We start from the raw sequence: 20,168 nt of genomic DNA on the forward strand, positions 1-20,168 counted from the left end.
TCAGCGCTCGGCCGGGCCGAGGTAGGCCAGGACGGCGGCCACCCGCCGGTGCACGTCGCCGCTGTTCTCCAGCCCCAGCTTGGTGAAGATGGCGTTCACGTTCTTCTCCACCGACGAGATCGACAGGTGCAGGGCACGGGCGATGCCGGCGTTGGAGCGGCCGTGGGCCATCTCGCGCAGCACGTCCCGCTCCCTCGGGGTCAGCGACTCCCCCTGCCCGCGGACCTCGCGCCTGGCCAGCAGGCCCTCGACCACCTTGGGGTCGATGACCGAGCCGCCCCCGGCGACCGCCCGGATCGCGCCGAGCAGCTCGTCGAGGTCGCCCACGCGGTCCTTCAGCAGGTAGGCGAACCCGGCCGTCCCGTGCTTGAACAGCTCGAAGGCGAACAGGGCGTCGGAGAACTGCGACAGCACCACCACTCCGGTGCCGGGGTGGCCGGCCCTGATGCGGTGGGCCGCGTCGATGCCCTCGAAGCCCGGCCGCCACTCGCCGCCGGGCATGCGGATGTCGGTGACGACGACCTGCGGCTCCAGCCGGCGCACGGCGTCCAGCAGCTCGTCGGCGTCGCCGACCGCGCCGACGACGGTCACCTCGCCGGACAGTTCGAGCAGCTGCCGGGTGCCCTCGCGCACCAGGTAGTGGTCGTCGGCGACGACCGTGCGGACGGGCTCAGGCATCGGCCGGCACCCACGCGTGCATGCGTGTCCCCTTTCCGGGCTCGCTGTGGAGTTCCATGCCGCCGCCCAGCGCGTCCAGGCGGTCGGCGAGCGTGGCCAGGCCGCGGCGGGCGGCGGTGGCCGGGTCGAAGCCCCTGCCGTCGTCGGCGACGGTGGCCCGTACCCGGCCCGGCGCCAGGGTCAGGCGTACCTCGATCCTGGCGGCGGCGGCGTGCTTGAGCGCGTTGGCGACGGCCTCGCTGACGGTGAAGTACATCGCGCCCTCGACCTCGTCGGCGAAACGGCGGGCCCGCAGCCCGGGGTCGGCGGTGACGGTCGTGGGCACCGGCAGCCCGGAGCAGCGTTCCTCCACGGCCTCCACCAGGCCGCCCTGGCTGAGGGCCGACGGGTGGATGCCGGCGGCCAGCTCGCGCAGGTCGGTGAGCGTCTGGCGGGCCTGCTCGCGCAGGCGGGCCAGCGCGTCGGGGCCGGCGCCGGTGACGCGGGCCAGCTCCAGCCCGGCGATGAGCGCGACGAGCTGCTGCTGCACGCCGTCGTGGATGTTGCGCTCGATCCGCCGCCGCTCGGCCTCCTGGGCGTTGACCAGGCGGGCGACCAGCCCGGCGCTCTGGATGGCCAGCCCGGCGGGCACGGCCAGGGCCTCCAGGAGGCGCCGGTCCTCCCGGTCGTACCGGCCGGCGCGGCGCGGGCCGAGCTCGATGCGTCCGAGGCCGCCGCGCACCGGCACGGCCAGCGCCGTCCCGCCCTCCTCCTCGCCCGCGGCCACCCGGGTGCCGTCGGCCAGCGTCACGGCCGCCCACCTGGCCTCCAGCCCGTCGCGGACGGCGGCGGCGAGCCTGCCGAGCTGCTCGACCGGCTCGGGCGTGGCCGCCAGCGCGGTGCCGAGGCCGGACAGCACCTCGTCCACGGTGGGCCGCAGGTCGAAGATCAGGTGCAGGCGGGAGCCCCGCAGGCCGAACCGGATGTCGAGCAGCCGGTGCCGCACGATCCCCACCAGGACGGCGACCGGCAGCGCCGCCATCACCGTGAGCAGGCCGATCACCACGGCGCCCCACAACCGGGCGTCCAGCAGGAACAGCAGCAGCACGCCCGCGAAGAGCTGGACGGCGGTGCCGGCGACCATCCAGGCGTACTGTCCGCGCTCGGCCCGCTCGCTGCGCCGCCAGCGGACCACGAGGCCGGCGAGGACGACGACGGCCGTCAGGAAGGTGAGGAGCTGGCCCAGCGCGCTGGCCAGGGCCGCCCAGATCGCCCCGGTCGTCAGCACGGCCGGCAGCTCGCCGGGCCGGGCCGGGTCGACGCCGAACAGCCCGTTTCCCACCGTGTGCATGGCGATCGCGACCCCGCCGATCCAGGCCACGGGCCGCCAGCGCCGGGACGGCAGGCGACCGTCGGGGAAGAGCAGCGGGACGAAGATCCAGGTCAGGCCGTAGAACGTGGCATAGAGCGCGGACAGCCAGACGACGACCGGCCCGCTGTAGTGGAACCTGACGGCCAGGCCGGTGCCCAGCGCGGCGAGTCCGAAGCAGGCGGCCGCGGCCAGGAACAGCCACCCGTACCGCAGATCGGGACGGCGGACGGTGAGCAGCCAGCCCAGCGCGGGCAGCACCAGGCCGAGGACGCCGAAGGCCCATTCCTGCGGCGGCGCGGGCAGCCCGGACCCCAGCAGCGCACCCGCCAAGGCGCCCCCGGCGCCGATGGTCGCCAGCGACCCGGCGAGCAGCCTGGAACTCATGAACCACCATCGTCAGGGGGAACCGAATGGGCGTCTATGAGGTTATCCGCACATTCGGTACGGACAGCCTCACCTGCGAGGACGGCGGCCCATATGGTGGGCGCGGGCCCGGCCGCGGCTGTTGGCTGGGCACATGTCTCACTACAGGTTCCCCGCACTGGCCACCGCCGTCATGGCCGCGGCGGTCACGGCGGTCACGGCCTGCGCGACGCAGCCCGTGCCAGCCCTGGCCACCATCACCGAGTCCGCCACCGCCACCGCCACGCCGACGACGAGCGCCGCGGTCGAGATCCCCGACACCCCCGTCGGCCGGCAGCTCCGCTGGCTGCTGGAGGCCGTCACCCGGCTGCCCGTCGGCGACGCCGAGCTGGCCGGGCACTTCGCGCCGAGCTTCCTCGACCACATCCCGCCGGCGCAGCTCAACCAGGCGCTGGCCGGGTTCGAGGACATGCGGCTGGACCGGCTGGACCAGGCCCAGGAGCGGACGTTGTCGGCGACCGTCACGGCGGGCGGCAAGGCGTTCACCCTCGCGCTCGGGGTGGACGGCACCGGGAAGGTCGACTACATCCAGTTCACCGGCGTCGCGCCGGCCAGTTGGCCGGAGCTGGACCAGCGGCTGCGCCAGGCCGCGCCGCGGGCCGGCTTCCTGGCCGCCGAGCTGACCGGCGACGGCCGCTGCCGCCCGGTCCACGCGGTGGCCGGCGAGAAGAGCTTCCCGCTCGGCTCGATGTTCAAGCTGTACGTGCTGGGCGCGGTGGCCGAGCGCATCAGGAGCGGCGCGTTCGGCTGGGACACCGAGTTGACGATCAGGCCCGAGCTGAAGAGCCTGCCGAGCGGCGAGCTCCAGGACCGCCCGGACAACAGCAAGGTGACGGTGCTGGAGGCGGCCCGGCTGATGATCTCCATCAGCGACAACACCGCCACCGACCTGCTGATCCACCAGGCCGGTCGCAAGGCGGTCGAGCGGGTCGTGCGCTCGTGGGGCGGCGACCGGCGCAACGTGCCGTTCCTGACGACCCGGGAGCTGTTCGTGCTCAAGGGCGCCGACTACCCCCGGCACGCCGAGCGGTACCTGTCGCTCGGCACGTCGGCGCGCCGCGGCTACCTGGCCGGGGTCGTGGACAAGGTGCCGCTGTCGAAGGTGCGGCCGTGGGCCGAGCCGCGCGACCTGGACCGGCTGGAGTGGTTCGCCACGCCCGCCCAGGTCTGCCGCGCCTACGCCGGGCTGGCCCGGCTGAAGGACGCCCGCGTCGGCGAGGTGTTGTCGATCACCGACGCGGGGCTGCGGCTGGACAAGAACCAGTGGCCCGTCGTGTGGCACAAGGGCGGCTCGGAGCCGGGCCTGCTGGCCATGAGCTTCCTCGCCCGTACGGCCGCCGGCCGGACCTACGTGGTGTCCACGACGGCCGTGAACCCGGACGCCCCCTTCCAGCAGGGCCCGGTGGCCCAGGAGCTGCTGGTGCTGACGCGGGGGGCGTTCGGGCTCGTCAAGTCCTCATAGGGCGGCGTGGGCGAGGTCGACGAACAGGGCCGAGGACCAGCCGAAGCCGGTCGTGGCGCGGCCCGCCCGCCGTCCTGTGAGGGGGTTCCAGTACTCGTACAGGCCGCCGCCGTCGCGCACCATGGCCAGGGTGCGGGCGGCGAGCTCGGCGGCGACGTCCGGGTGGCCGGAGCGGCGCAGGCCGTCGATCAGCAGGTAGTTGACGTTCAGCCAGACCGGGCCGCGCCACATGGCGTCGGGGTCGAAGCGCGGGTCGTCGAAGGCCACCGTGGGGACCGGCCGCTCGCCCCAGAAGGCGGGCGAGGAGAGGTCCTGGACCAGCCGGTCGGCGATCTCGGCCGGGAGGCGGCCAGTGAGCAGCGGCATGAGGTCGAGCGGCGTCCGCACGTCGGCGTCGGCCGCGCCGGCGACCTTGGTGACGAAGCGGCGGCCGTTCCAGCGGCGTTCGACCATGCGGTCCACGAGCGCCTGGGCCCTGGCCCGCCACTCGCCGGCGTCCTTGCCGAGCGCGGCGGCGATGTCGCCCAGGCGGTCGTACTGGAGGGCCAAGTAGGAGTTGAGGTCCGGGGGCTCGGCGCGCGGGCCGCCGTCCCAGATGGGGCTGTCGTCCAGGCCCGAGGAGTACGGGTGCAGGTACTCGGCCAGGCCGTCGCCGTCCGGGTCGGAGTGGGCGAACCACCACTGCTGCGACCTGACCAGCGGCTCGTAGACCTCGGCCAGGAAGCCCGGGTCGGGGTCCACCTCGTGGATCTTCCACACCGCCCAGGCGGTCAGCGGCGGCTTGGTGACGGGCACGACGTGCGCGATCGGCTCGCCGCCGACGTGCTGGGCCAGCCGGGCCAGGTCGGAGCGGGGCAGGTCGGTGGTCTCGGCGAGCACGCCGTGGTCGTGCACCACGTCGGGGATCAGTCCGTCGGGACGCTGGTTGTCGAGCAGGATGCGGATCTGCTCCCTGGCCAGGGCGGGGTCGGCGTGCCGCAGAGCGATGGCGTGGAAGTAGGAGTCCCAGTTCCACAGGCCGACGTAGCCGTACTTGGAGGGGATGAGGGATTCCCTGCCCTGGATGCGCACCAGGTTGACGGCCAGCGTCCACCAGGCCTGCTCGGCGCGTTCGCGCAGCTCGCCGGGGACGGCGGGCATCCGGGCGAACCACGCGGCCCAGCGTTCGGCGGCCTCGGCCAGCACCTTCGCGCCGTCGGTGACGGTCCGCTCGCCGGCCAGGGTGACGCAGCCGTCCACGGCGGCCTCGCCGCCGTCCCAGACGGCCCTGGCGCCCTCGCCGACCGCGACGAGGGTGTCGGGGTCGGCGAAGGCCAGGGTCACGTCACCGTCGAACTCCACCCGGTGGGGCAGGGCCCGGCGCACGCGCAGCTCCCGGGAACCGGCGTAGAACCGCAGTCCGGCGCGGACGGTCGTGTCGTCGAGCCGGGTCTCGTAGAGCGCCTCGGCGACGCGCAGCGAGCCGTCGTCGGCCGCCATGACGAGCAGCCGCGAGCCGCGCTCGGTGAAGGGACGTTCGCGCAGGTCCAGCACTTACTTTCCTCCCAGGCCGGAGGCGGCCATCGAGTTGATGATCTTCCGCTGCCCGATCAGGAACGCGATCAGCGTCGGCACCACGGCGATCGCCGAGGCCGCCAGGATCTGCCCGTAGTCGGTCGCGCCGTGCTGCTGGGCGAACTGGCTGAGCAGCAGCGGGACGGTGGCCAGCTCCGGCGTGTTCAGGAAGATCAGCGGGAACAGGAACGAGTTCCAGGACGCCAGGAACACGATGATGCCGAGTGCGCCCAGCCCCGGCCGGATGTTGGGCAGGACGATGCTCCAGAAGCACCGCCACCGGCCCGCGCCGTCGATCCTGGCCGCCTCCTCCAGCTCGATCGGCACCGCCCTGATGAACTGACGCAGCAGGAACACCGCGAACGGGTTCGCGATCGTCGGGATGATCAGCGACAGGTGCGAGTCGATCCAGCCGAACTTGGCCAGCATCAGGTAGAGCGGCACGATCGTCACCTGCGCCGGCACCATCTGCGTGGCCAGGAACAGCACGAACAGCACGCCCGAGCCCCTGAACCTGATCCGGGCGAAGGCGTAGGCGGCCATGGCCGAGGTGAGCAGGGTGAGCACCACGTTGAGCGCGGCGATGTAGAAGCTGTTCCAGTACGCCAGCCCGAACGGCATGGTCGACAGCGCGTCGGGATAGTTCTGCCAGGTCCAGGGGTTGGGCAGCCAGGCGGTCGGATCGTTGATCATCTGCCGCACGCCCTTGGCGGAGGTGAACAACATCCACACGAACGGGAACAGCATCAGCAGCCCGCCGACCGTGAGCGCGGCGTGCAGACCGATCTGCCGTGATCTCATGCGTACCGCCTCACGAGTCGTAGTGGACGAAGCGCTTCTGCGCGGCGAACTGGACCAGCGTCACGAGCAGCGTCAGCACCAGCAGGATCAGGGCGGCCGCGCTGCTCGGCCCGAACTCGAACTTCTTGAAGCCGAGATCGAAGATGTGGTACACGATCGTGCGCGCGCCCTCGTTGTCTTTGGGGTCCACCAGCACGTAGATCTGGTCGAACGCCTGGAACGAGCTGATCACCGCGACCACGCTGGAGAAGAAGATCGTGGGCGACAGCAGCGGCAGCGTGACCGACCGGAAGATCCGGAAGGAGCTCGCGCCGTCGATCCGGGCGGCCTCGACGACCTGCGGCGGGATGGTCTGCAGCCCGGCCATGAAGATCACCACGTTGAGGCCGAGCGAGGACCAGATCGTCACCACGGCGATCGCCACGATGACCCAGCCGGGGTCGAGCAGCCAGTCGGGGCCGCTGACGCCGAACCAGCTCCTGAGCGAGGTGTTCAGCACGCCGTTCTCGTCGCCGGCCAGGATGACCTGCCACATCAGGGCGACGGCCACCGAACTGGTGACGACCGGCATGAAGTACACGACCCGGTAGACGTTGCTGCCCTTGATGCTGTTCAGGGCGACCGCGATCAGCACCGCCAGGGCGAGCCCGAACGGCACGGTCAGCAGCGCCAGCTTGACCGTGTTCCACACCGCGCGGCCGAACAGCGGGTCGGTGAGCTGGGCGGCGAAGTTGGACAGCCCGGCCCACGACTTCTCGCCGAGCCCGTCCCAGTTCATGAAGGCCAGCACCACGGCGAACCCGAGCGGGATCACCAGGAACACCACCAGCGCGCCGACCTGCGGCGCGAGGAAGATCGCGGCCCACCAGCCGTCGCGGTCGCGCAGCTTCTTGGCGGGCCGCGCGGCGGTCTTGCCGCGCGGCCCGGCGAGCACGGCCATCCGCTAGCCCAGCTTGCCGTCGACGAGGGTCTGCAGCTCGGTCATGCCCTGCTCGAAGCCGAGCTTGCCCTGCCAGACCTTCATCAGGTGATCGTTGATCGAGGCGGTCAGGCCGGGCACCGCGACCTCTTCGGGGTAGTTCGCGAAGCCGGTGTCCCGCACGTCGAGGAACGTCTGGGCGTGCGCGGGGTAGTTGCCGGCCAGCACGACCTGCTCGGCGCCCTTGATCGAGGGCACCGCGCCGCCGTCCTTGAGCCGCAGGAGCTGGCCCTCCTTGCTGACGAACTCCGTCAGGAAGGTGAAGGCCTCCTTGGGCTGCTTGGTGCCCTTGTTGAGCGACAGGTAGGAGGCCGCCACGGCGCCGGGCATCGGCTCGCCGGTCTCGGACGGGAACGGGACGATGTCGTAGTTGTCCAGCTCGCCGCCCTTCTTGACGATGTCGATCACCCAGCGGCCGCCGGCGTAGAAGCCGACCTTGTGCTTGATGAGCTGGGTGTTGCCACTGTTGCTCGCGGGCTGCAGGTCCGCGCTCAGGAACGTCTTGTCCTGGTAGCCCTTGGCCAGCGTCTCCAGCGCCTTGCGGGACTTGGGGTCGGTGGTGGCGACGAACTTGCCGCCGTCCCAGACCTTGCCGCCGAAGCCGGAGATGACCGAGTACGTGGATCCGTACCAGTTCCAGTAGACGGACCCGCCCAGGCCCGCGGCCTTGAGCTTGGCGTTCATGTCCAGGTACTTGGCCATGGTCCACTGCTTGGACGCGTTGAGGGTGGCCGGGTCCTCGGTGATGCCGGCGGCCTTCAGGGCCTTCTTGTCGTACCAGAGGACCTCGGGGTTGGTGTCGTTCGGGACGCCGTAGATCTTGCCGTCCTTCTTGGCGCCGCCGTACACGCCCTCGAAGAAGTCCTCGGGCTTGCTCTTGGAGTCCGGGCCCGCGAGCTGGTCGTTGAGCGGCGAGACGACACCGGCGGAGACGAACTTGCCGATGTTGTCGTCGCCCACGAAGAACACGTCGGGAGCCGTGCCGCTGGTGAGCTGGGCGAGCAGTTTGGGGTGGTAGTCCTCGTACTTGGCGACGGACTCCAGCTTGAGCTTGATGTTGGGGTGACGCTGCTCGAAGTCCTTGGTGAAGGACTCGTAGAGCTTGACGTCCTCCGCCGATCCCCACGTGGACCAGCGGATGGTGACCTGCCCTGCGGCGGCGTTCCCGCTCACGCCTGGAACGTTCCCTCCACCGCCGCTGCAGGCGGTGGCGGCGGTGGCGAGCAGACCCAGTACGGCCAGCGCACGCTTCATGATGGGCTCCTTCGGGGGGGTGGTGCTGTTGGGGCTACGCGAGCCCGCCGCCGTCGACGACGAGAGCGGAACCGGTGATGTAACTGGCGGCGTCGCTCGCCAGGAAGAGGACGGCCTGGGCGATCTCCTCGGGGCTGCCCGAGCGGCCCATCGGCCGGTCGGCGGCGTCGGCCTCGAAGGCGGCCCAGTCCTCGTTGAGCTGACGGGCCTCGTCCCGCAGCATCGGGGTGTTCGTGTCGCCGGGGTTGACGGAGTTCACCCGGATCCCGGCCTTGGCGTGGTCGATCGCCAGCGCCCTGGTCATGTTGACGACGGCCGCCTTGGAGGCGCAGTAGGAGATCGCGTTCCCGCCGCCCTTGAGGCCCCAGCCGGAGCCCGTGTTGACGATCGAGCCGCCCTCGGTCATGAGCGGGATGGCGTGCTTGCACATCAGGAACACCGAGCGCACGTTGACCGCCATCACGCGGTCCCACTCGTCGGCGTCGAGGTCGAGCGCGGTGGTGCGGCGGATGATGCCCGCGTTGTTGAACAGGACGTGCAGGCCGCCGTAGGTGTCCACGGCCGTGCGGGTGACGCGCCGGCAGTCCTCCTCCGCGGACACGTCCCCCTGGACGGCCACCGCGGCCGCCCCCGTCCGCGTGATCTCCTTGGCCGTCGCCTCGGCCCCGGCGCCGTCGATGTCGGCGACGACGACCTGGGCGCCCGCCTCGGCGAAGAGCAACGCCGTCGCCCGGCCGATGCCGGAGGCACCGCCGGTGACGATCGCGACCTTGCCATCGAGCCTGTTCATCCGTAGAACTCCTCACTTGCCGCATAAATGCGATAAATCGTGCTTTCGCGGTACCCGGTGATCACCCGTACGTGCCCGGCCAGCTTCCGGTCCAGTTCCTGGTCCCCGCTGTCGGCCAGCAGCGGCCGTCCGCCGAGCCCGGCCAGCTTCTGCTGGGTGGCCAGCACGACCAGCCGGTCGCCGGACCCGTCACCGAGCACCTCGTCGAGCACCCGCGGCGAGACCTGCTGGTTGCCGCGGCCGAGCACGAAGCCCTGTCCGCCGATCACCGACAGCACGATGACCGTCTCCCGGCCGCGTACCAGCTCGAACAGCTCCCCCTCGGTCACGTCGGCGGCCACCAGGTCGGCGCCACCGCCCGCGCGGGCCTCGACCACGTCCACGCCGAGCAGCGTGGTGGCGAGCCCGAGCTCCCTGCCCACGGCCGCCGTGGTGGCGCCGGGGCCGAGCACGTAGCGCGCCCCCGGCCGCAGCCGGGCCGCGACCTCCCGGGCGATGCCCTCGACCGTGGCCGGAGCCGCGTCCGAGGAGCCCGCCTTGCGTCCCGACAGGGCCGCGCGGCCTGCCGGGACGCGCAGGCTACCGTAGAGCCGGGGGCTGACGAGCCCGCGGCGGTAGCGCTCCTCGTCCAGGTCGACCACCTCGGCCTCGACGCTGTCCGGCCGGGCCAGGAAGTCGGCGGCCACGAACCCGGCGGTGGCCGGGCTGAGCGCGAAGCACCCCGAGTACACCTTGACCCCGGCCGGGATCCCGAGCACGGGCGGCGCCTGGCCGCCCAGCTGCCGCACGGCGTCGAGCACGTCGCGCGCCGTGCCGTCGCCGCCGGCGAACAGCAGCAGGTCCACGCCGGCGAGCGCGGCGACGGCCGCCCGGGTGTCCGCGGCCGTGGTCGCGGCCGTGCTCATGCCATCGTCCTGGACGCCGGAGGGCGCCAGCTCGTACGGGACCGCGGCGGCGCGGGCGCTGTCCTCGCCCATCGCCCCCGCCACGGTCACCAGCCGGGCCCCGGGACGGCGGGCGAGCAGCGTGGCGACGGCCTGCGCGGCCCGCCGCCCTGCCTTGGGCTCGGCGCCCTTGGCCAGGGCCGCGCGCTGCACGTCGGCGCCGTCGCTGCCCTTGAGCCCCACGGACCCGCCCAGCCCGGCGACCGGGTTGACGACCAGCCCGATCACGCCGTTCCCTCCGGACGTCACGGCTCAGCCGCCCGCGGCCAGGTGCTTGCGCACGTACGCCCGCCAGGTCGGCGCCCACTGCTTGGGGTCGTCGAGCGGCGTCGGGTCGATCTTGTGGATCGTCTGGTTGTACGGCGCGCCCTTGACGAACTCCGGATCCCGCCGCGCCTCCGAGGCGACGTGCTCCAGGATCGCCGCGTACTCGTCCAGGTCCTCCCGCGAGTACGACTCCGTCGGCTCCAGCGTGAACGGCTCCGGCACCAGGTACGGGTGGTGGCTGGTCCAGTAGTGGACGCCGAAGTCGGCGGCGCGCACCCCGATCTCCTCCGAGTGCACCCCCGTCTCCTCCGACAGCTCCTGCCAGGAGTAGCGGACCTGCTCGATCCGGCGCTGGTTCCACGGCGCCGAGGCCCCGGGGATCTGCAGCACCTTGTGCATCAGGTAGTTGTTGTTCAGCGCCGATGTCTCGGCCACCTCGCGCAGCCCCTTCGCGCCCAGGGTCATGATCCAGGCGTAGGCGCGCACGATGTTCGGGGTGACGCCGAGGAACGGCCGGATCTTGCCGACGCTCTGCGCGGGCGTCTCCAGCCCGTAGGACTCGCCGTCGAAGGAGACGACCGGGCCGGGCAGGAACGGCTCCAGCTCCGGCGAGACGCCGCAGGCGCCGGCCGCCGGGCCGCCGCAGGCGTGCGGCGTGGAGAACGTCTTGTGCAGGTTGAAGTGGCACAGGTCGAACCCGGCGTCGCGGGCCCGGGTGATGCCGAGGATGCCGTTGGCGTTGGCCTGGTCGTAGCAGGCCAGGCCGCCGACCTCGTGCACCAGGTCCACGAACTCCTTGATCCGGGAGTTGTAGATGCCGGTGTCCTCGGGGTTGGTGATCATCAGAGCGGCCGTGCGCGGGCCGACGGCGGCGCGCAGGGCCTCGATGTCGGGCAGGCCGTTGGCGTCCGGCATGAGGGTGATGACCTCGTACCCGGCGACCTTGGCGCAGGCCGCGTTCGAGGGGTGCGAGAACATCGTGGTGATGACCTGGTCCCGGTGGCTCTCGCCGCGGGCGGCGTGGTAGGCCCTGATCATGGCGATGTTGGCGTAGATGGCCGCCGAGCCCGAGCCGGGCTGGAGCGACACCCGCGACATGCCGGAGATCTCGGCCAGCATGCGCTCCAGCCGCCAGTAGATCTCCAGCACGCCCTGCACGGTGTCCTCGTGCTGCAGCGGGTGCAGCTCGGCGATCGCGTTGGCGAACTGGTCGTTGACCTTGGGGCTGTACTTCATCGTGCAGGTGCCCTGGCCGATGTCGATGTTGAGGTCGACGCCCAGGTTCTCCTGCGACAGCCGCAGGTAGTGCCGCACCACGTGCGGCTGCGACATCTCGGGAAGCCTCGGCGGGGTGGCCCGGCCGACGCCCTCGGGCAGCTCGACCTTCGGCGCGCCCGGCTCGGGCACGGCTATGCCGCGGCGGCCGGGGCTGGACAGCTCGAAGATGATCGGCTCGTCCCAGCGTGCCTGGTGGAAGCGGCGCAGCGGCGGCTTGGGCGCCACCGGCAGTTCGGCGAAGGACTCGGCTCCGTGCCCGCTCATGCCTGCACAACCTCCTGTACGGCTGCCGCGAGCCGGTCGATGTCGTCGATGGTGTGGCGTTCGGTCACGCAGACCAGCACCGTGCGCTCGTCCAGCGGGACGCCGCCGTAGATGCCGCGCTCGCGCAGCCCGGCGAGCAGCGACGCGGAGTCGGCCACCTCGATCGCGAACTCGCGGAAGTGCACCGAGCCCGCGTGCCGGACGGTGACCGACCGGCCCAGGGCGTCCATCGCGTACCGGGTGCGGGCCAGGACGGTCTCGCCGAGCTCCTTCATGCCCTGCGGGCCCATGAGCGCGAGGTAGACCCCGGCCGTGATGCCCCACAGGGCCGCGGCCGTGCCCACCCATTCCTTGCCCTCTTCGCGCAGGGCGAAGGAGGTGCGGTCGTAGAAGACGTCGCCGAAGCCGTACTCGCCGGGGACCTTCGTCGGGGCGATGCCGAACAGGCGCGAGGGGAACTCGGCGACCAGCGGCTCGTGGTCCTGGGTGGCGATGTAGCCGGCGTGGCCGCCGCCGTAGTTCTGGTGGATGCCGAGCGACTGGATGTCGCCGCAGACGATGTCGGCGCCGTAGGAGGCGGGCGGGGCCAGCACGCCCAGGGAGATGGGGTCGGCGCTGACGACCAGCAGCGCGCCGGCGGCGTGCGCGTGGTCGGCCAGCTCCCGGCCACGGGTCTCGACGACGCCGTAGACGTTCGGGGTCTCCAGGTACAGGGCGGCGTAGGAGTCGTCCAGCGCGACCTCGCCGATCTGCCCGTCCTCGGCCACCGGGGCGAGCTCGATGGTGATGTCGGGGGCCAGGAAGTCACGCAGCTTGCTCAGCTTGTCGGCGCCGATCGCCCCGGTGACCAGCACCTTCGACCGCTTGGTGTAGCGGCAGGCCATGCGCAGCGCGGTGCCCGAGGCCTGGAAGCCGTCGTAGGTGGGGACGTTGACGACGTCCATCTCCAGCAGCTCGCCCATCATGCTGACGTACTCGAACAGGGCCTGGAAGCGGCCGTGGTCCTCGTACGGCTCGCCCGCGTACGCGGTCAGGAACTCGCTCCTGGAGTTGACCTCGTCGCAGACGGCGGGCACGTGGTGCGGGTAGCAGCCGTGGCCGAGGAAGCTGAGCGCCTCCTCGGTGTCGGTGTTCCGGGCGAACAGCCCCTTCATGTGGCGCACCAGGTCGCGCTCGGCGGTGAACGGCGCCGGCAGGTCGAGCGGCCGGTCGAGCCGCAGCTCCGCGGGGATGTCGGCGTAGAACTCGTCGACGCTCGACGCGCCGACCGCCGCGAGCATCTCGGCTCGTACGCCCGGCTCGGCGTTGGGTATGTACGGGTGCGTCACTTGTCTCCTTCGATCCTGAGCACGACGGCGTCGCGCGGGGCCAGCTCGATGCCGCCCCGCAGTTCGGCCCCGGTGAGCAGGTCCGTCCCCGGGTGCGGGAGCGTGACCGGCTGCGGGGCGGTGGTGTGGTTGAGGAGGAACAGGTGGCCGCCCCTCCTGACGGCCTCCACGCCCTGCGGCACGTCGATGCGGTCGATGCCGTCCAGCAGCGGCTCCAGCACCGGCGTCACGTCGTCGAGCAGGCAGCCGACGTAGGTGGCCGTGCCCTTGCGGGTGACGGCGGGCAGGCCGTCCAGGTCGCCGCCCTCGAACAGGGCGACGGGCTCGGCGCCCTCCAGCCTGATCCACTCGGCCCAGGTGCGGGCCTCGCCGAGGCCGGTGCGCTGGACGTCCCCGTCGGCGAGCGGCCAGAACTCCTCCACGGCGATGCCGAGCAGGTCGCCCAGCGGGCCGGGCGCGCCGCCCTCGTGCACCTGGTCGCTCTCGTCCACGACGCCGCTGAACGGGCCCACGACGAGCCTGCCCTGGTACGCCTCCAGCGCCTTGGCCTGCTCGGCGGTGCACATGTACAGGTTCGGGGCGATGACCAGCTCGTACGGCGACAGGTCCCGGCCGGGCGGCACCAGGTCGACCGCGATGCCCCTGGCGTGCAGCGGGGCGTACCAGGCGAGCAGCAGCTCCTTGAGCCTGAGCCGGTTGGACGGCATGGACTCGGGGGCCTCCAGGGCCCACCAGCTCGGCCAGTCGAGCACCAGCGCGACCTGGGCGCGGGTGTCGCTGCCCGCGACCTCCGACAACCGCCGCAGGTCGGCACCGAGCGCCAGGGTGTCCCGCCAGCCGCGGGTACGCGTCCCGCCGTGCGGCAGCATCGCCGAGTGGAACTTCTCGGGGCCGTACTTGGCCTGCCGCCACTGGAAGAACATCACGCCGTCGGAGCCGTGGGCGAGCGCCTGGAGGCTGTGCAGGCGCATCATGCCGGGCGGCTTGGGGACGTTCACCTCGCGCCAGGACACCGCGGACGGCGCGGACTCCAGCAGCAGCCAGGGCCCCTGCCGCAGCGAGCGCATGAGGTCGTAGCTGAGCGCCACCTGCACGTGCGAGGTCGGGTCGGCCGGGTCGGGGTAGGCGTCGTCGCTCACCAGGTCCTCGGCCGCGGCCCACTTCCAGTAGTCGAGGCCGTGCAGGATGCTCATGAAGTTCGTGGTGACCGGGACGTCCGGCGTGATCGCGCGCAGCGCCGCCTTCTCGGCCAGGAACAGCTCCAGGAGGGCGTCGCTGCAGAAGCGCCGCCAGTCGAGCACCTGGGCGGGGTTGACCGGGCCCGGGGCCGTCCTGGGCGGCTCGACCTGGCCGAAGGAGGTGTAGTGCTGGCCCCAGCAGGAGGTGCCCCAGGCGGCGTTGAGGCCGCCCACGGTCGCGTACCGCTCTTCCAGCCAGCGGCGGAAGTGGGCGGCGGACTCGGGGCAGAAGCACTCCAGCGTGTGGTCGGCGTACTCGTTGCCGATGTGCCACATGGCCAGCGCCGGGTGGTCGCCGTAGCGCTCGGCCATCGCGGTGGCCATCCGCACGGCGTGCTCGCGGTAGACCGGCGAGCTCGGGCAGTAGCCCTGCCGGGAGCCGAACTCCAGCCGCACGCCGTCGGCGTTGACCGGCAGCATCTCGGGGTGCTCGCGCACCAGCCAGGGCGGCGGCGTGGCGGTGGCGGTGGCCAGGTCGGCGGCGATGCCGTGCTCGTGCAGCAGGTCGATGACCCGGTCGAGCCACCCGAAGTCGTAGACCCCGCGCTCGGGCTCCAGGCGCGACCAGGAGAACACCGCGACGGTCGCCATGTTGACCCCGGCCTCGGCCATGAGCCGCGCGTCCTCGGCCCACACCTCCTCCGGCCACTGCTCGGGGTTGTAGTCTCCGCCGAACAGCAGCCCCGGTATCCGGGTCAGCCCCACTCGAACTCCTCGATCATGCAATGTAATATTTTGTATGCCGAATTCATAGTGCAGTATTTTGCATCACGTCAAGGGTTAAGATTCGGTTGTCCTGAACGAGAGGGAGTCCCCCATGCCGATCGAGCGGCGACCGTTGCGTGAGCAGATCAGGGAAGAGCTGCTGAGCCGGCTCGACCGGGGCGACTTCGCCGCCGGCACCGACATCAACGAGGCCTCCCTCGCCGCCGACCTGGGCGTCAGCCGTACTCCCCTGCGCGAGGCGCTGATCACGCTGGCGGGCGAGGGCGTGCTGGAGAGCAACCAGGGGCGCGGTTTCCGGTTCGCCCCGGTGAGCCGGCGCGAGTTCCGCGAGCTGTGCGAGATCGTGGCCGCCCTGGAGTCGCTGGCCCTCGACTGCTCCGACCCGGCCCACCTGCGCTCGATCGCCCCCGACCTGCTCAAGCTGGCCCAGGACTTCCCCGACAACGTGGCCGAGCAGCAGGTCATCGAGCGCCACGACGACGAGTGGCACGACCTGCTGCTGAGCGGCTGCCGCAACGAACGCCTGCTCGACCTCATCACCAGCGTCAAGGCCGGCATGCGCCGCTACGCGCACCTGATCGCCGGCGACGACGCGCCCCTGGAGCGCGAGGCCGCCGAGCACCGCCGCATCGCCGAGTTCCTGCTGGCCGACGAGCCGGCCAAGGCCGTCCAGGCGCTGCGCGACAATTGGATCAACGGCATGGAACGGATGATGTCCCGCATCCCGTGACGCGACGGAATAGTTGAAATCTCAACTTGGTTGCATGGGGCAGATCCCGCTGGAAGGAGCGCGACATGCCCGCCGTAACCGTTGAGAACCCGCTCACCCTCCCCCGCGTGCCCGCGCCCGTGGCGGGGGTCCCCGAGCGGAAGGTGCTCGCCGTCGAGACCGCGCCCAGCGGGTTCGAGGGCGAGGGCTTCCCCGTGCGCCGCGCCCTGGCGGCGATCAAGCTCGAATACCTCGACCCGTTCGTGATGATGGACCAGATGGGCGAGATCGACTACGCCGCCGGCGAGCCCAAGGGCACGCCCTGGCATCCGCACCGCGGCTTCGAGACCGTCACGTACATGATCGACGGCGTCATGGAGCACCTCGACTCCAACGGCGGCGGCGGCACGATCAGCAACGGCGACACCCAGTGGATGACGGCCGCCTCCGGCATCCTGCACAAGGAGGCGCCGCCGGAGTGGCTCGTGCAGAAGGGCGGGCTGTTCCACGGCATCCAGCTCTGGGTCAACCTGCCGGGCGCCAAGAAGATGATCGCGCCGAAGTACCAGGACATCGGGCGGTCCAGCGTCGCGCTGCTGAGCAGCCACGACGGCGGCGCGCTGATCCGGCTGATCGCCGGCGAGCTGGCCGGGAACAGCGGTCCGGGCAGCACGCAGACGCCGATCACGCTGCTGCACGCCACCATCACCCCGGGCGCGCGACTGACCCTGCCCTGGCGCAAGGACTACAACGCCCTGGCCTACGCCCTCTCCGGCCGCGGCACGGTCGGCGCCGAGCGGCGTCCGCTGCACGGCGGCCAGCTCGCGGTCTTCGACGGCTTCGGCAACCGGCCGGGCCTGACCACCCTGGGCGAGACCATCACGATCGAGGCCAAGGACACCCTCGACGTGATCGTGCTGGGCGGCGAGCCGATCGGCGAGCCGGTGGCCCACCACGGCCCGTTCGTCATGAACACCCGCGCCGAGCTGGTCCAGGCGTTCGAGGACTTCCAGGCGGGCCGCCTCGGCACGATCCCGGCCGAGCACGCCCACTCCTGACCGTCCTGTCGCGAAGGCCCGTGCGTTCCGCACGGGCCTTCGCTTTTTCTGGTAGACATTCATTGTGAAGGACGTACATAAATTTGACCAGGAGCCGGACGGCTCCCTCTTCGACCCACGGGCCAGGGCGGCCATGAGCGAGTTCGCCGGCGGCGGCGACACCGCGGCCTTCGAGGCGGCCGCCGCCGTGCGGACGGCGTACCAGGCGGTCGAGCGCATGCGCGCGCACGGCAGCGAGGGGCGCGGGCTCAGCTCGGGCGCGATGGACGTCCTGCTGCGCCTCGGCGCGGCGGGCGCCGGCGCCGGCATCAGCATCGGCGACCTGGCCCAGGCCGCCGGGGTCAGCTCGCGCAACGTGACCGGCCTGGTGGACACCCTTGAGCGCGACGGCCTGGCGCGGCGGGTCCAGGACAGCCGCGACCGGCGCTCGGTGCTGGCCGTGATCACCGACGAGGGCCGGGCGTGGATCGAGGCGTTCCGCACGCCGTCGCAGATGGCGATGCGGGCGATGTTCCAGGGCTTCTCGGCCGCGGACCTGACCACGTTGCGGCACCTGTGCCTGCGGCTGGCCGACAACGAGCAGCGGCTCGCGGCACACCTGGAGGGGCGATGACGGGCGCCCGCGAGGTCGTCAGGGCCTACCACGAGGCCAGGCTCCGCGGCGACGTGCCGGCCGCGGCGGCGTTGATCGGCGAGGACTTCTCCTTCAGGAGCCCGTTCGTCTCCTCCGCCGACCCCGCCGGTCACCTGGCCGGCATCGAGGCCCTGGTGAGCGTGGTGACCGGGATCGACCTGATCAGCGAGCTGTACGGCGAGTCGGAGGCGACCCTCGTCTACGACCTGCACACCGCCACGCCGGCCGGCACGCAGCGCACGGCCGAGCACTTCCGGCTGGGCCCGGACGGGCGGATCCGGACCATCATGCTGATCTTCGACGCCGCGGCCTGGCAGCCGATGGCGGCGGCGATCAGGTGAGCGGCAGAGCGGCGGCGGTCTGGCGCCAGATCCTGCCGTCCTTGACGACCAGCGTCCCGAACGTCGTGACCCGGTTCCCGCCCACGGTCATGACCGCGTTGTAGAAGATCACGTCGTCCTCGACGCGCAGTGACGTGATCTCCTCCACCCGCGGCCCGGCCGCCAGGTAGCCGGTGAACAGCTCGCGGATCTCCGCGGCGCCCCTGGCCGCACGGTCGAACCGGACGACCACCGCCTCGTCGTGGTACTGGGCGAGCAGCGCCGCCAGGTCGCCGTCGGCGATGGCCGCGAGCTGGCGGTCGAACACTTCCTGGGTCACTTCCTGGGTCACGGTGTGCCTTCCGGGGAGGGGCGCAGCAGGTCGTAGCCCACCTGCGCGGCGCCGTACAACAGCAGGAGCGGGAGCGCCGCCGCGACGGGCAGCGCCGAGGAGGCGAGGGCGAGCACGGCGGCGGCCAGCCGGACGGCACCCGCCCGGCGGTCGGCCGAGCACAGGTGCTGAAGGCCGAGCACGGCGAAGACCACGGCGGCCGGCACCCCGACGGCCCAGCTCGCCCCCGACGGGTGCATGATCGCGTGCTCGATCCCGATGCCGAACGCCACCAGGCCCATCGACAGCGGCAGGTGCGAGTACACCCACACCTGCCCGGCCAGCTTGGTGCGCAGCACGACGGACTCGTCGACGTGGTCGAAGTACAACCACCAGAAGGCCATCGCGATGGCCACCCCGGCCAGCGCGACCAGCAGCACGGACGGGGTGACCTCGTGCCCCTTGAGCCCGGTGACCACGGCGGCGACCACCTCGCCGAGCACGATCACGACGAACAGCCCGAACCGCTCCGGCAGGTGCTCGCTCTGCGGCGGGAGCCGGCTCTGGTGGCCGCGGCTGAGCAGCGGGGTGGCCAGGTCGATCACCAGCGCCACGGCCCACAAGGCGTACCGCTGCGGCGGATCGACGGCGAGGGAGGCCACCCAGATGACCGCGGCGACGCTGAACCCGGCCGCGTACCGCACGGTGAGCGGCCTGGCCTCGGGGACGTGCCGGCCGGCTCTGAGGTAGGCGACGACCAGCAGGATCCGGGCCGCGGCGTAGGAGATCGCGAACAGGGCCGAACGTTGCTCGATGTCGCTGACGCTGGCCGCCATCGTGGCCACCGCGAGGATCTGCGGCAGCGCGAGCAGGCGGTGGCTGACGTCGTCGGTGTCGAACCGGTTGGCGTAGAAGACGTAACCCGCCCAGGACCACCAGACCGGCACGAACAGGCCGACGAAGGTGAGGACGCGACCGGCGTCGGCCCCGCCGGCGAGCACGTCGGCCAGCTCGGCGACCGCGACGACGAAGACGAGGTCGTAGAGTAGCTCCAGCCAGGTGGCCCGGCGGTGCACCTGCTCGAACAACCGTAAACGGGGCGGCTGCCACTGGCGGCTAGTCAACGCGGGACCTCCACAATATGTAATTGTGTAATTATGCACGCCTTTCGGCTAGTGCAGCGTCAGGCAGGCCACCCGAGGGCCCGCCTCGCCCGCGTGGGCGCCGCTCTTCTTCGTGGCCTTGGCGTGGATGACCAGCGACTTCGGCAGGGCGGCGGGGTCGAGGCTCCAGGGATGGCGGGCCGTCGAACGGCCCGCGCCCGACCCGTCGGTGGTGACGTCGAGCCAGATCTCGCTGGCCGGGTCGGCGTGGCCGGGGTTGTGCTGGTAATGGCCGCCCGCGGCGTCGGGGTCGGCGCCGCAGGGCGCGGTGTGCAGGTGGGCGCCGTAGTGGTGGCGGGGCAGGAAGCCCTCCACGACCAGCGAGGTGCGGGTCTCGCCGCCGGTGGACTCGGCCGTGAGGCTGGCCTGCGCGCCCTCGGGGGCCAGGCGGCGGTCGTAGGCGATCGCCGCGGTGTCGCCGGAGGTGAACTCACCGCCGCCGCTCAGCTCGGGCGCGCCCGGCGGGCTCGGCTTGGTGACCTCCTGGAGCGGCGCCGGCGGCCCGGCGCAGGCGGCGGCCGTGAACAGGACGAGCAAGAGTGCGGGCACGCGCATGAGGGACCCTCCGGGTGTGCTGGCGGAAGGTCCCTCACTCTAACGAGTAGCCGTACGGCTA

General features: G+C 71.9%; 19 protein-coding genes. 5 read left to right on the forward strand and 14 right to left on the reverse strand.

What is annotated here, in order from left to right; all coding sequences use genetic code 11:
- Together AB0C33_RS16180 and AB0C33_RS16185 are read right to left on the reverse strand one after the other, a co-directional pair.
- Entirely contained in the window at nt 1–678 is a 678-nt protein-coding gene (locus AB0C33_RS16180; protein WP_358288086.1) for a response regulator transcription factor, read from the reverse strand.
- Entirely contained in the window at nt 671–2,413 is a 1,743-nt protein-coding gene (locus AB0C33_RS16185; protein WP_358288089.1) for an ATP-binding protein, read from the reverse strand. Before AB0C33_RS16185 ends, AB0C33_RS16180 begins: the two co-directional genes overlap by 8 nt.
- A gap of 133 nt (nt 2,414–2,546) precedes the next feature.
- Between AB0C33_RS16185 and AB0C33_RS16190 the strand changes: the two genes are divergently transcribed.
- Nucleotides 2,547–3,914, forward strand: a complete 1,368-nt coding sequence (locus tag AB0C33_RS16190; RefSeq protein ID WP_358288092.1) for a serine hydrolase — start codon at nt 2,547–2,549, stop codon at nt 3,912–3,914.
- Here AB0C33_RS16190 and AB0C33_RS16195 read toward each other — a convergent pair.
- From AB0C33_RS16195 to AB0C33_RS16235, 9 genes are read right to left on the reverse strand one after another with little or no spacing between them, the layout of a single operon-like run.
- Entirely contained in the window at nt 3,909–5,447 is a 1,539-nt protein-coding gene (locus AB0C33_RS16195; protein ID WP_358288095.1) for a glycogen debranching protein, read from the reverse strand. The two genes, AB0C33_RS16190 and AB0C33_RS16195, sit on opposite strands and share 6 nt — an antisense overlap.
- Nucleotides 5,448–6,269, reverse strand: coding sequence for a carbohydrate ABC transporter permease (locus AB0C33_RS16200; RefSeq protein ID WP_358288097.1), 822 nt, complete (start codon nt 6,267–6,269; stop codon nt 5,448–5,450). It lies immediately after the preceding gene.
- Between the two features lie 10 nt (nt 6,270–6,279).
- Nucleotides 6,280–7,209 (reverse strand): sugar ABC transporter permease, encoded by a 930-nt coding sequence (locus tag AB0C33_RS16205; protein WP_358288100.1) that lies wholly within the window; start codon nt 7,207–7,209, stop codon nt 6,280–6,282.
- A 3-nt stretch (nt 7,210–7,212) separates the two neighbouring features.
- Nucleotides 7,213–8,502, reverse strand: a complete 1,290-nt coding sequence (locus AB0C33_RS16210; RefSeq protein WP_358288103.1) for a sugar ABC transporter substrate-binding protein — start codon at nt 8,500–8,502, stop codon at nt 7,213–7,215.
- 34 nt (nt 8,503–8,536) lie between these two features.
- A complete protein-coding gene (locus AB0C33_RS16215; protein WP_358288106.1) occupies nt 8,537–9,292 on the reverse strand; it encodes an SDR family NAD(P)-dependent oxidoreductase in 756 nt (251 codons plus the stop codon).
- Nucleotides 9,289–10,485: an NAD(+)/NADH kinase gene (locus tag AB0C33_RS16220; protein ID WP_358288107.1), complete on the reverse strand. Its 1,197-nt coding sequence runs from the start codon at nt 10,483–10,485 to the stop codon at nt 9,289–9,291. The genes AB0C33_RS16215 and AB0C33_RS16220 overlap by 4 nt, the downstream gene beginning before the upstream one ends.
- A 3-nt stretch (nt 10,486–10,488) precedes the next feature.
- Nucleotides 10,489–12,045 (reverse strand): aminomethyl-transferring glycine dehydrogenase subunit GcvPB, encoded by a 1,557-nt coding sequence (gcvPB, locus tag AB0C33_RS16225; RefSeq protein ID WP_358288109.1) that lies wholly within the window; start codon nt 12,043–12,045, stop codon nt 10,489–10,491.
- Complete coding sequence (gene gcvPA, locus AB0C33_RS16230) at nt 12,042–13,373, reverse strand: aminomethyl-transferring glycine dehydrogenase subunit GcvPA (protein ID WP_358288112.1); 1,332 nt, start codon at nt 13,371–13,373, stop codon at nt 12,042–12,044. The genes gcvPB and gcvPA overlap by 4 nt, the downstream gene beginning before the upstream one ends.
- Complete coding sequence (locus AB0C33_RS16235) at nt 13,370–15,316, reverse strand: beta-galactosidase (RefSeq protein WP_358288115.1); 1,947 nt, start codon at nt 15,314–15,316, stop codon at nt 13,370–13,372. Before AB0C33_RS16235 ends, gcvPA begins: the two co-directional genes overlap by 4 nt.
- A 112-nt stretch (nt 15,317–15,428) precedes the next feature.
- Here AB0C33_RS16235 and AB0C33_RS16240 point away from each other — a divergent pair, with 112 nt between their 5' ends.
- From AB0C33_RS16240 to AB0C33_RS16255, 4 genes are all read left to right on the forward strand, one after another.
- A complete protein-coding gene (locus AB0C33_RS16240) occupies nt 15,429–16,067 on the forward strand; it encodes a GntR family transcriptional regulator (protein ID WP_352326109.1) in 639 nt (212 codons plus the stop codon).
- A gap of 65 nt (nt 16,068–16,132) precedes the next feature.
- Nucleotides 16,133–17,104: a pirin family protein gene (locus tag AB0C33_RS16245; RefSeq protein ID WP_358288118.1), complete on the forward strand. Its 972-nt coding sequence runs from the start codon at nt 16,133–16,135 to the stop codon at nt 17,102–17,104.
- Nucleotides 17,105–17,168: 64 nt separating this feature from the next.
- A complete protein-coding gene (locus tag AB0C33_RS16250; protein WP_358288121.1) occupies nt 17,169–17,717 on the forward strand; it encodes a MarR family transcriptional regulator in 549 nt (182 codons plus the stop codon).
- A complete protein-coding gene (locus AB0C33_RS16255) occupies nt 17,714–18,079 on the forward strand; it encodes a hypothetical protein (protein ID WP_358288124.1) in 366 nt (121 codons plus the stop codon). The genes AB0C33_RS16250 and AB0C33_RS16255 overlap by 4 nt, the downstream gene beginning before the upstream one ends.
- Here AB0C33_RS16255 and AB0C33_RS16260 read toward each other — a convergent pair.
- The 3 genes from AB0C33_RS16260 to AB0C33_RS16270 form a co-directional block, all read right to left on the reverse strand.
- Nucleotides 18,072–18,410 (reverse strand): nuclear transport factor 2 family protein, encoded by a 339-nt coding sequence (locus tag AB0C33_RS16260; RefSeq protein WP_358288127.1) that lies wholly within the window; start codon nt 18,408–18,410, stop codon nt 18,072–18,074. The genes AB0C33_RS16255 and AB0C33_RS16260 overlap by 8 nt on opposite strands.
- A complete protein-coding gene (locus tag AB0C33_RS16265) occupies nt 18,407–19,477 on the reverse strand; it encodes a low temperature requirement protein A (protein WP_358288130.1) in 1,071 nt (356 codons plus the stop codon). Before AB0C33_RS16265 ends, AB0C33_RS16260 begins: the two co-directional genes overlap by 4 nt.
- Before the next feature lie 84 nt (nt 19,478–19,561).
- Nucleotides 19,562–20,101, reverse strand: coding sequence for a superoxide dismutase family protein (locus AB0C33_RS16270; RefSeq protein WP_358288133.1), 540 nt, complete (start codon nt 20,099–20,101; stop codon nt 19,562–19,564).
- Between the last annotated feature and the right edge of the window lie 67 nt (nt 20,102–20,168).

It is taken from the genome of Nonomuraea sp. NPDC048881 (assembly GCF_040649795.1).
Taxonomy (GTDB): Bacteria; Actinomycetota; Actinomycetes; order Streptosporangiales; family Streptosporangiaceae; genus Nonomuraea.

What these genes read in the sequence shown, in the direction of transcription:
- AB0C33_RS16180 (WP_358288086.1), bottom strand. Translation starts at nt 678, where the DNA reads ATGCCTGAGCCCGTCCGCACGGTCGTCGCCGACGACCACTACCTGGTG.
- AB0C33_RS16185 (WP_358288089.1), bottom strand. Translation starts at nt 2,413, where the DNA reads ATGAGTTCCAGGCTGCTCGCCGGGTCGCTGGCGACCATCGGCGCCGGG.
- AB0C33_RS16190 (WP_358288092.1), top strand. Translation starts at nt 2,547, where the DNA reads ATGTCTCACTACAGGTTCCCCGCACTGGCCACCGCCGTCATGGCCGCG.
- AB0C33_RS16200 (WP_358288097.1), bottom strand. Translation starts at nt 6,269, where the DNA reads ATGAGATCACGGCAGATCGGTCTGCACGCCGCGCTCACGGTCGGCGGG.
- AB0C33_RS16205 (WP_358288100.1), bottom strand. Translation starts at nt 7,209, where the DNA reads ATGGCCGTGCTCGCCGGGCCGCGCGGCAAGACCGCCGCGCGGCCCGCC.
- AB0C33_RS16210 (WP_358288103.1), bottom strand. Translation starts at nt 8,502, where the DNA reads ATGAAGCGTGCGCTGGCCGTACTGGGTCTGCTCGCCACCGCCGCCACC.
- AB0C33_RS16215 (WP_358288106.1), bottom strand. Translation starts at nt 9,292, where the DNA reads ATGAACAGGCTCGATGGCAAGGTCGCGATCGTCACCGGCGGTGCCTCC.
- gcvPB (WP_358288109.1), bottom strand. Translation starts at nt 12,045, where the DNA reads ATGAGCGGGCACGGAGCCGAGTCCTTCGCCGAACTGCCGGTGGCGCCC.
- AB0C33_RS16240 (WP_352326109.1), top strand. Translation starts at nt 15,429, where the DNA reads ATGCCGATCGAGCGGCGACCGTTGCGTGAGCAGATCAGGGAAGAGCTG.
- AB0C33_RS16245 (WP_358288118.1), top strand. Translation starts at nt 16,133, where the DNA reads ATGCCCGCCGTAACCGTTGAGAACCCGCTCACCCTCCCCCGCGTGCCC.
- AB0C33_RS16255 (WP_358288124.1), top strand. Translation starts at nt 17,714, where the DNA reads ATGACGGGCGCCCGCGAGGTCGTCAGGGCCTACCACGAGGCCAGGCTC.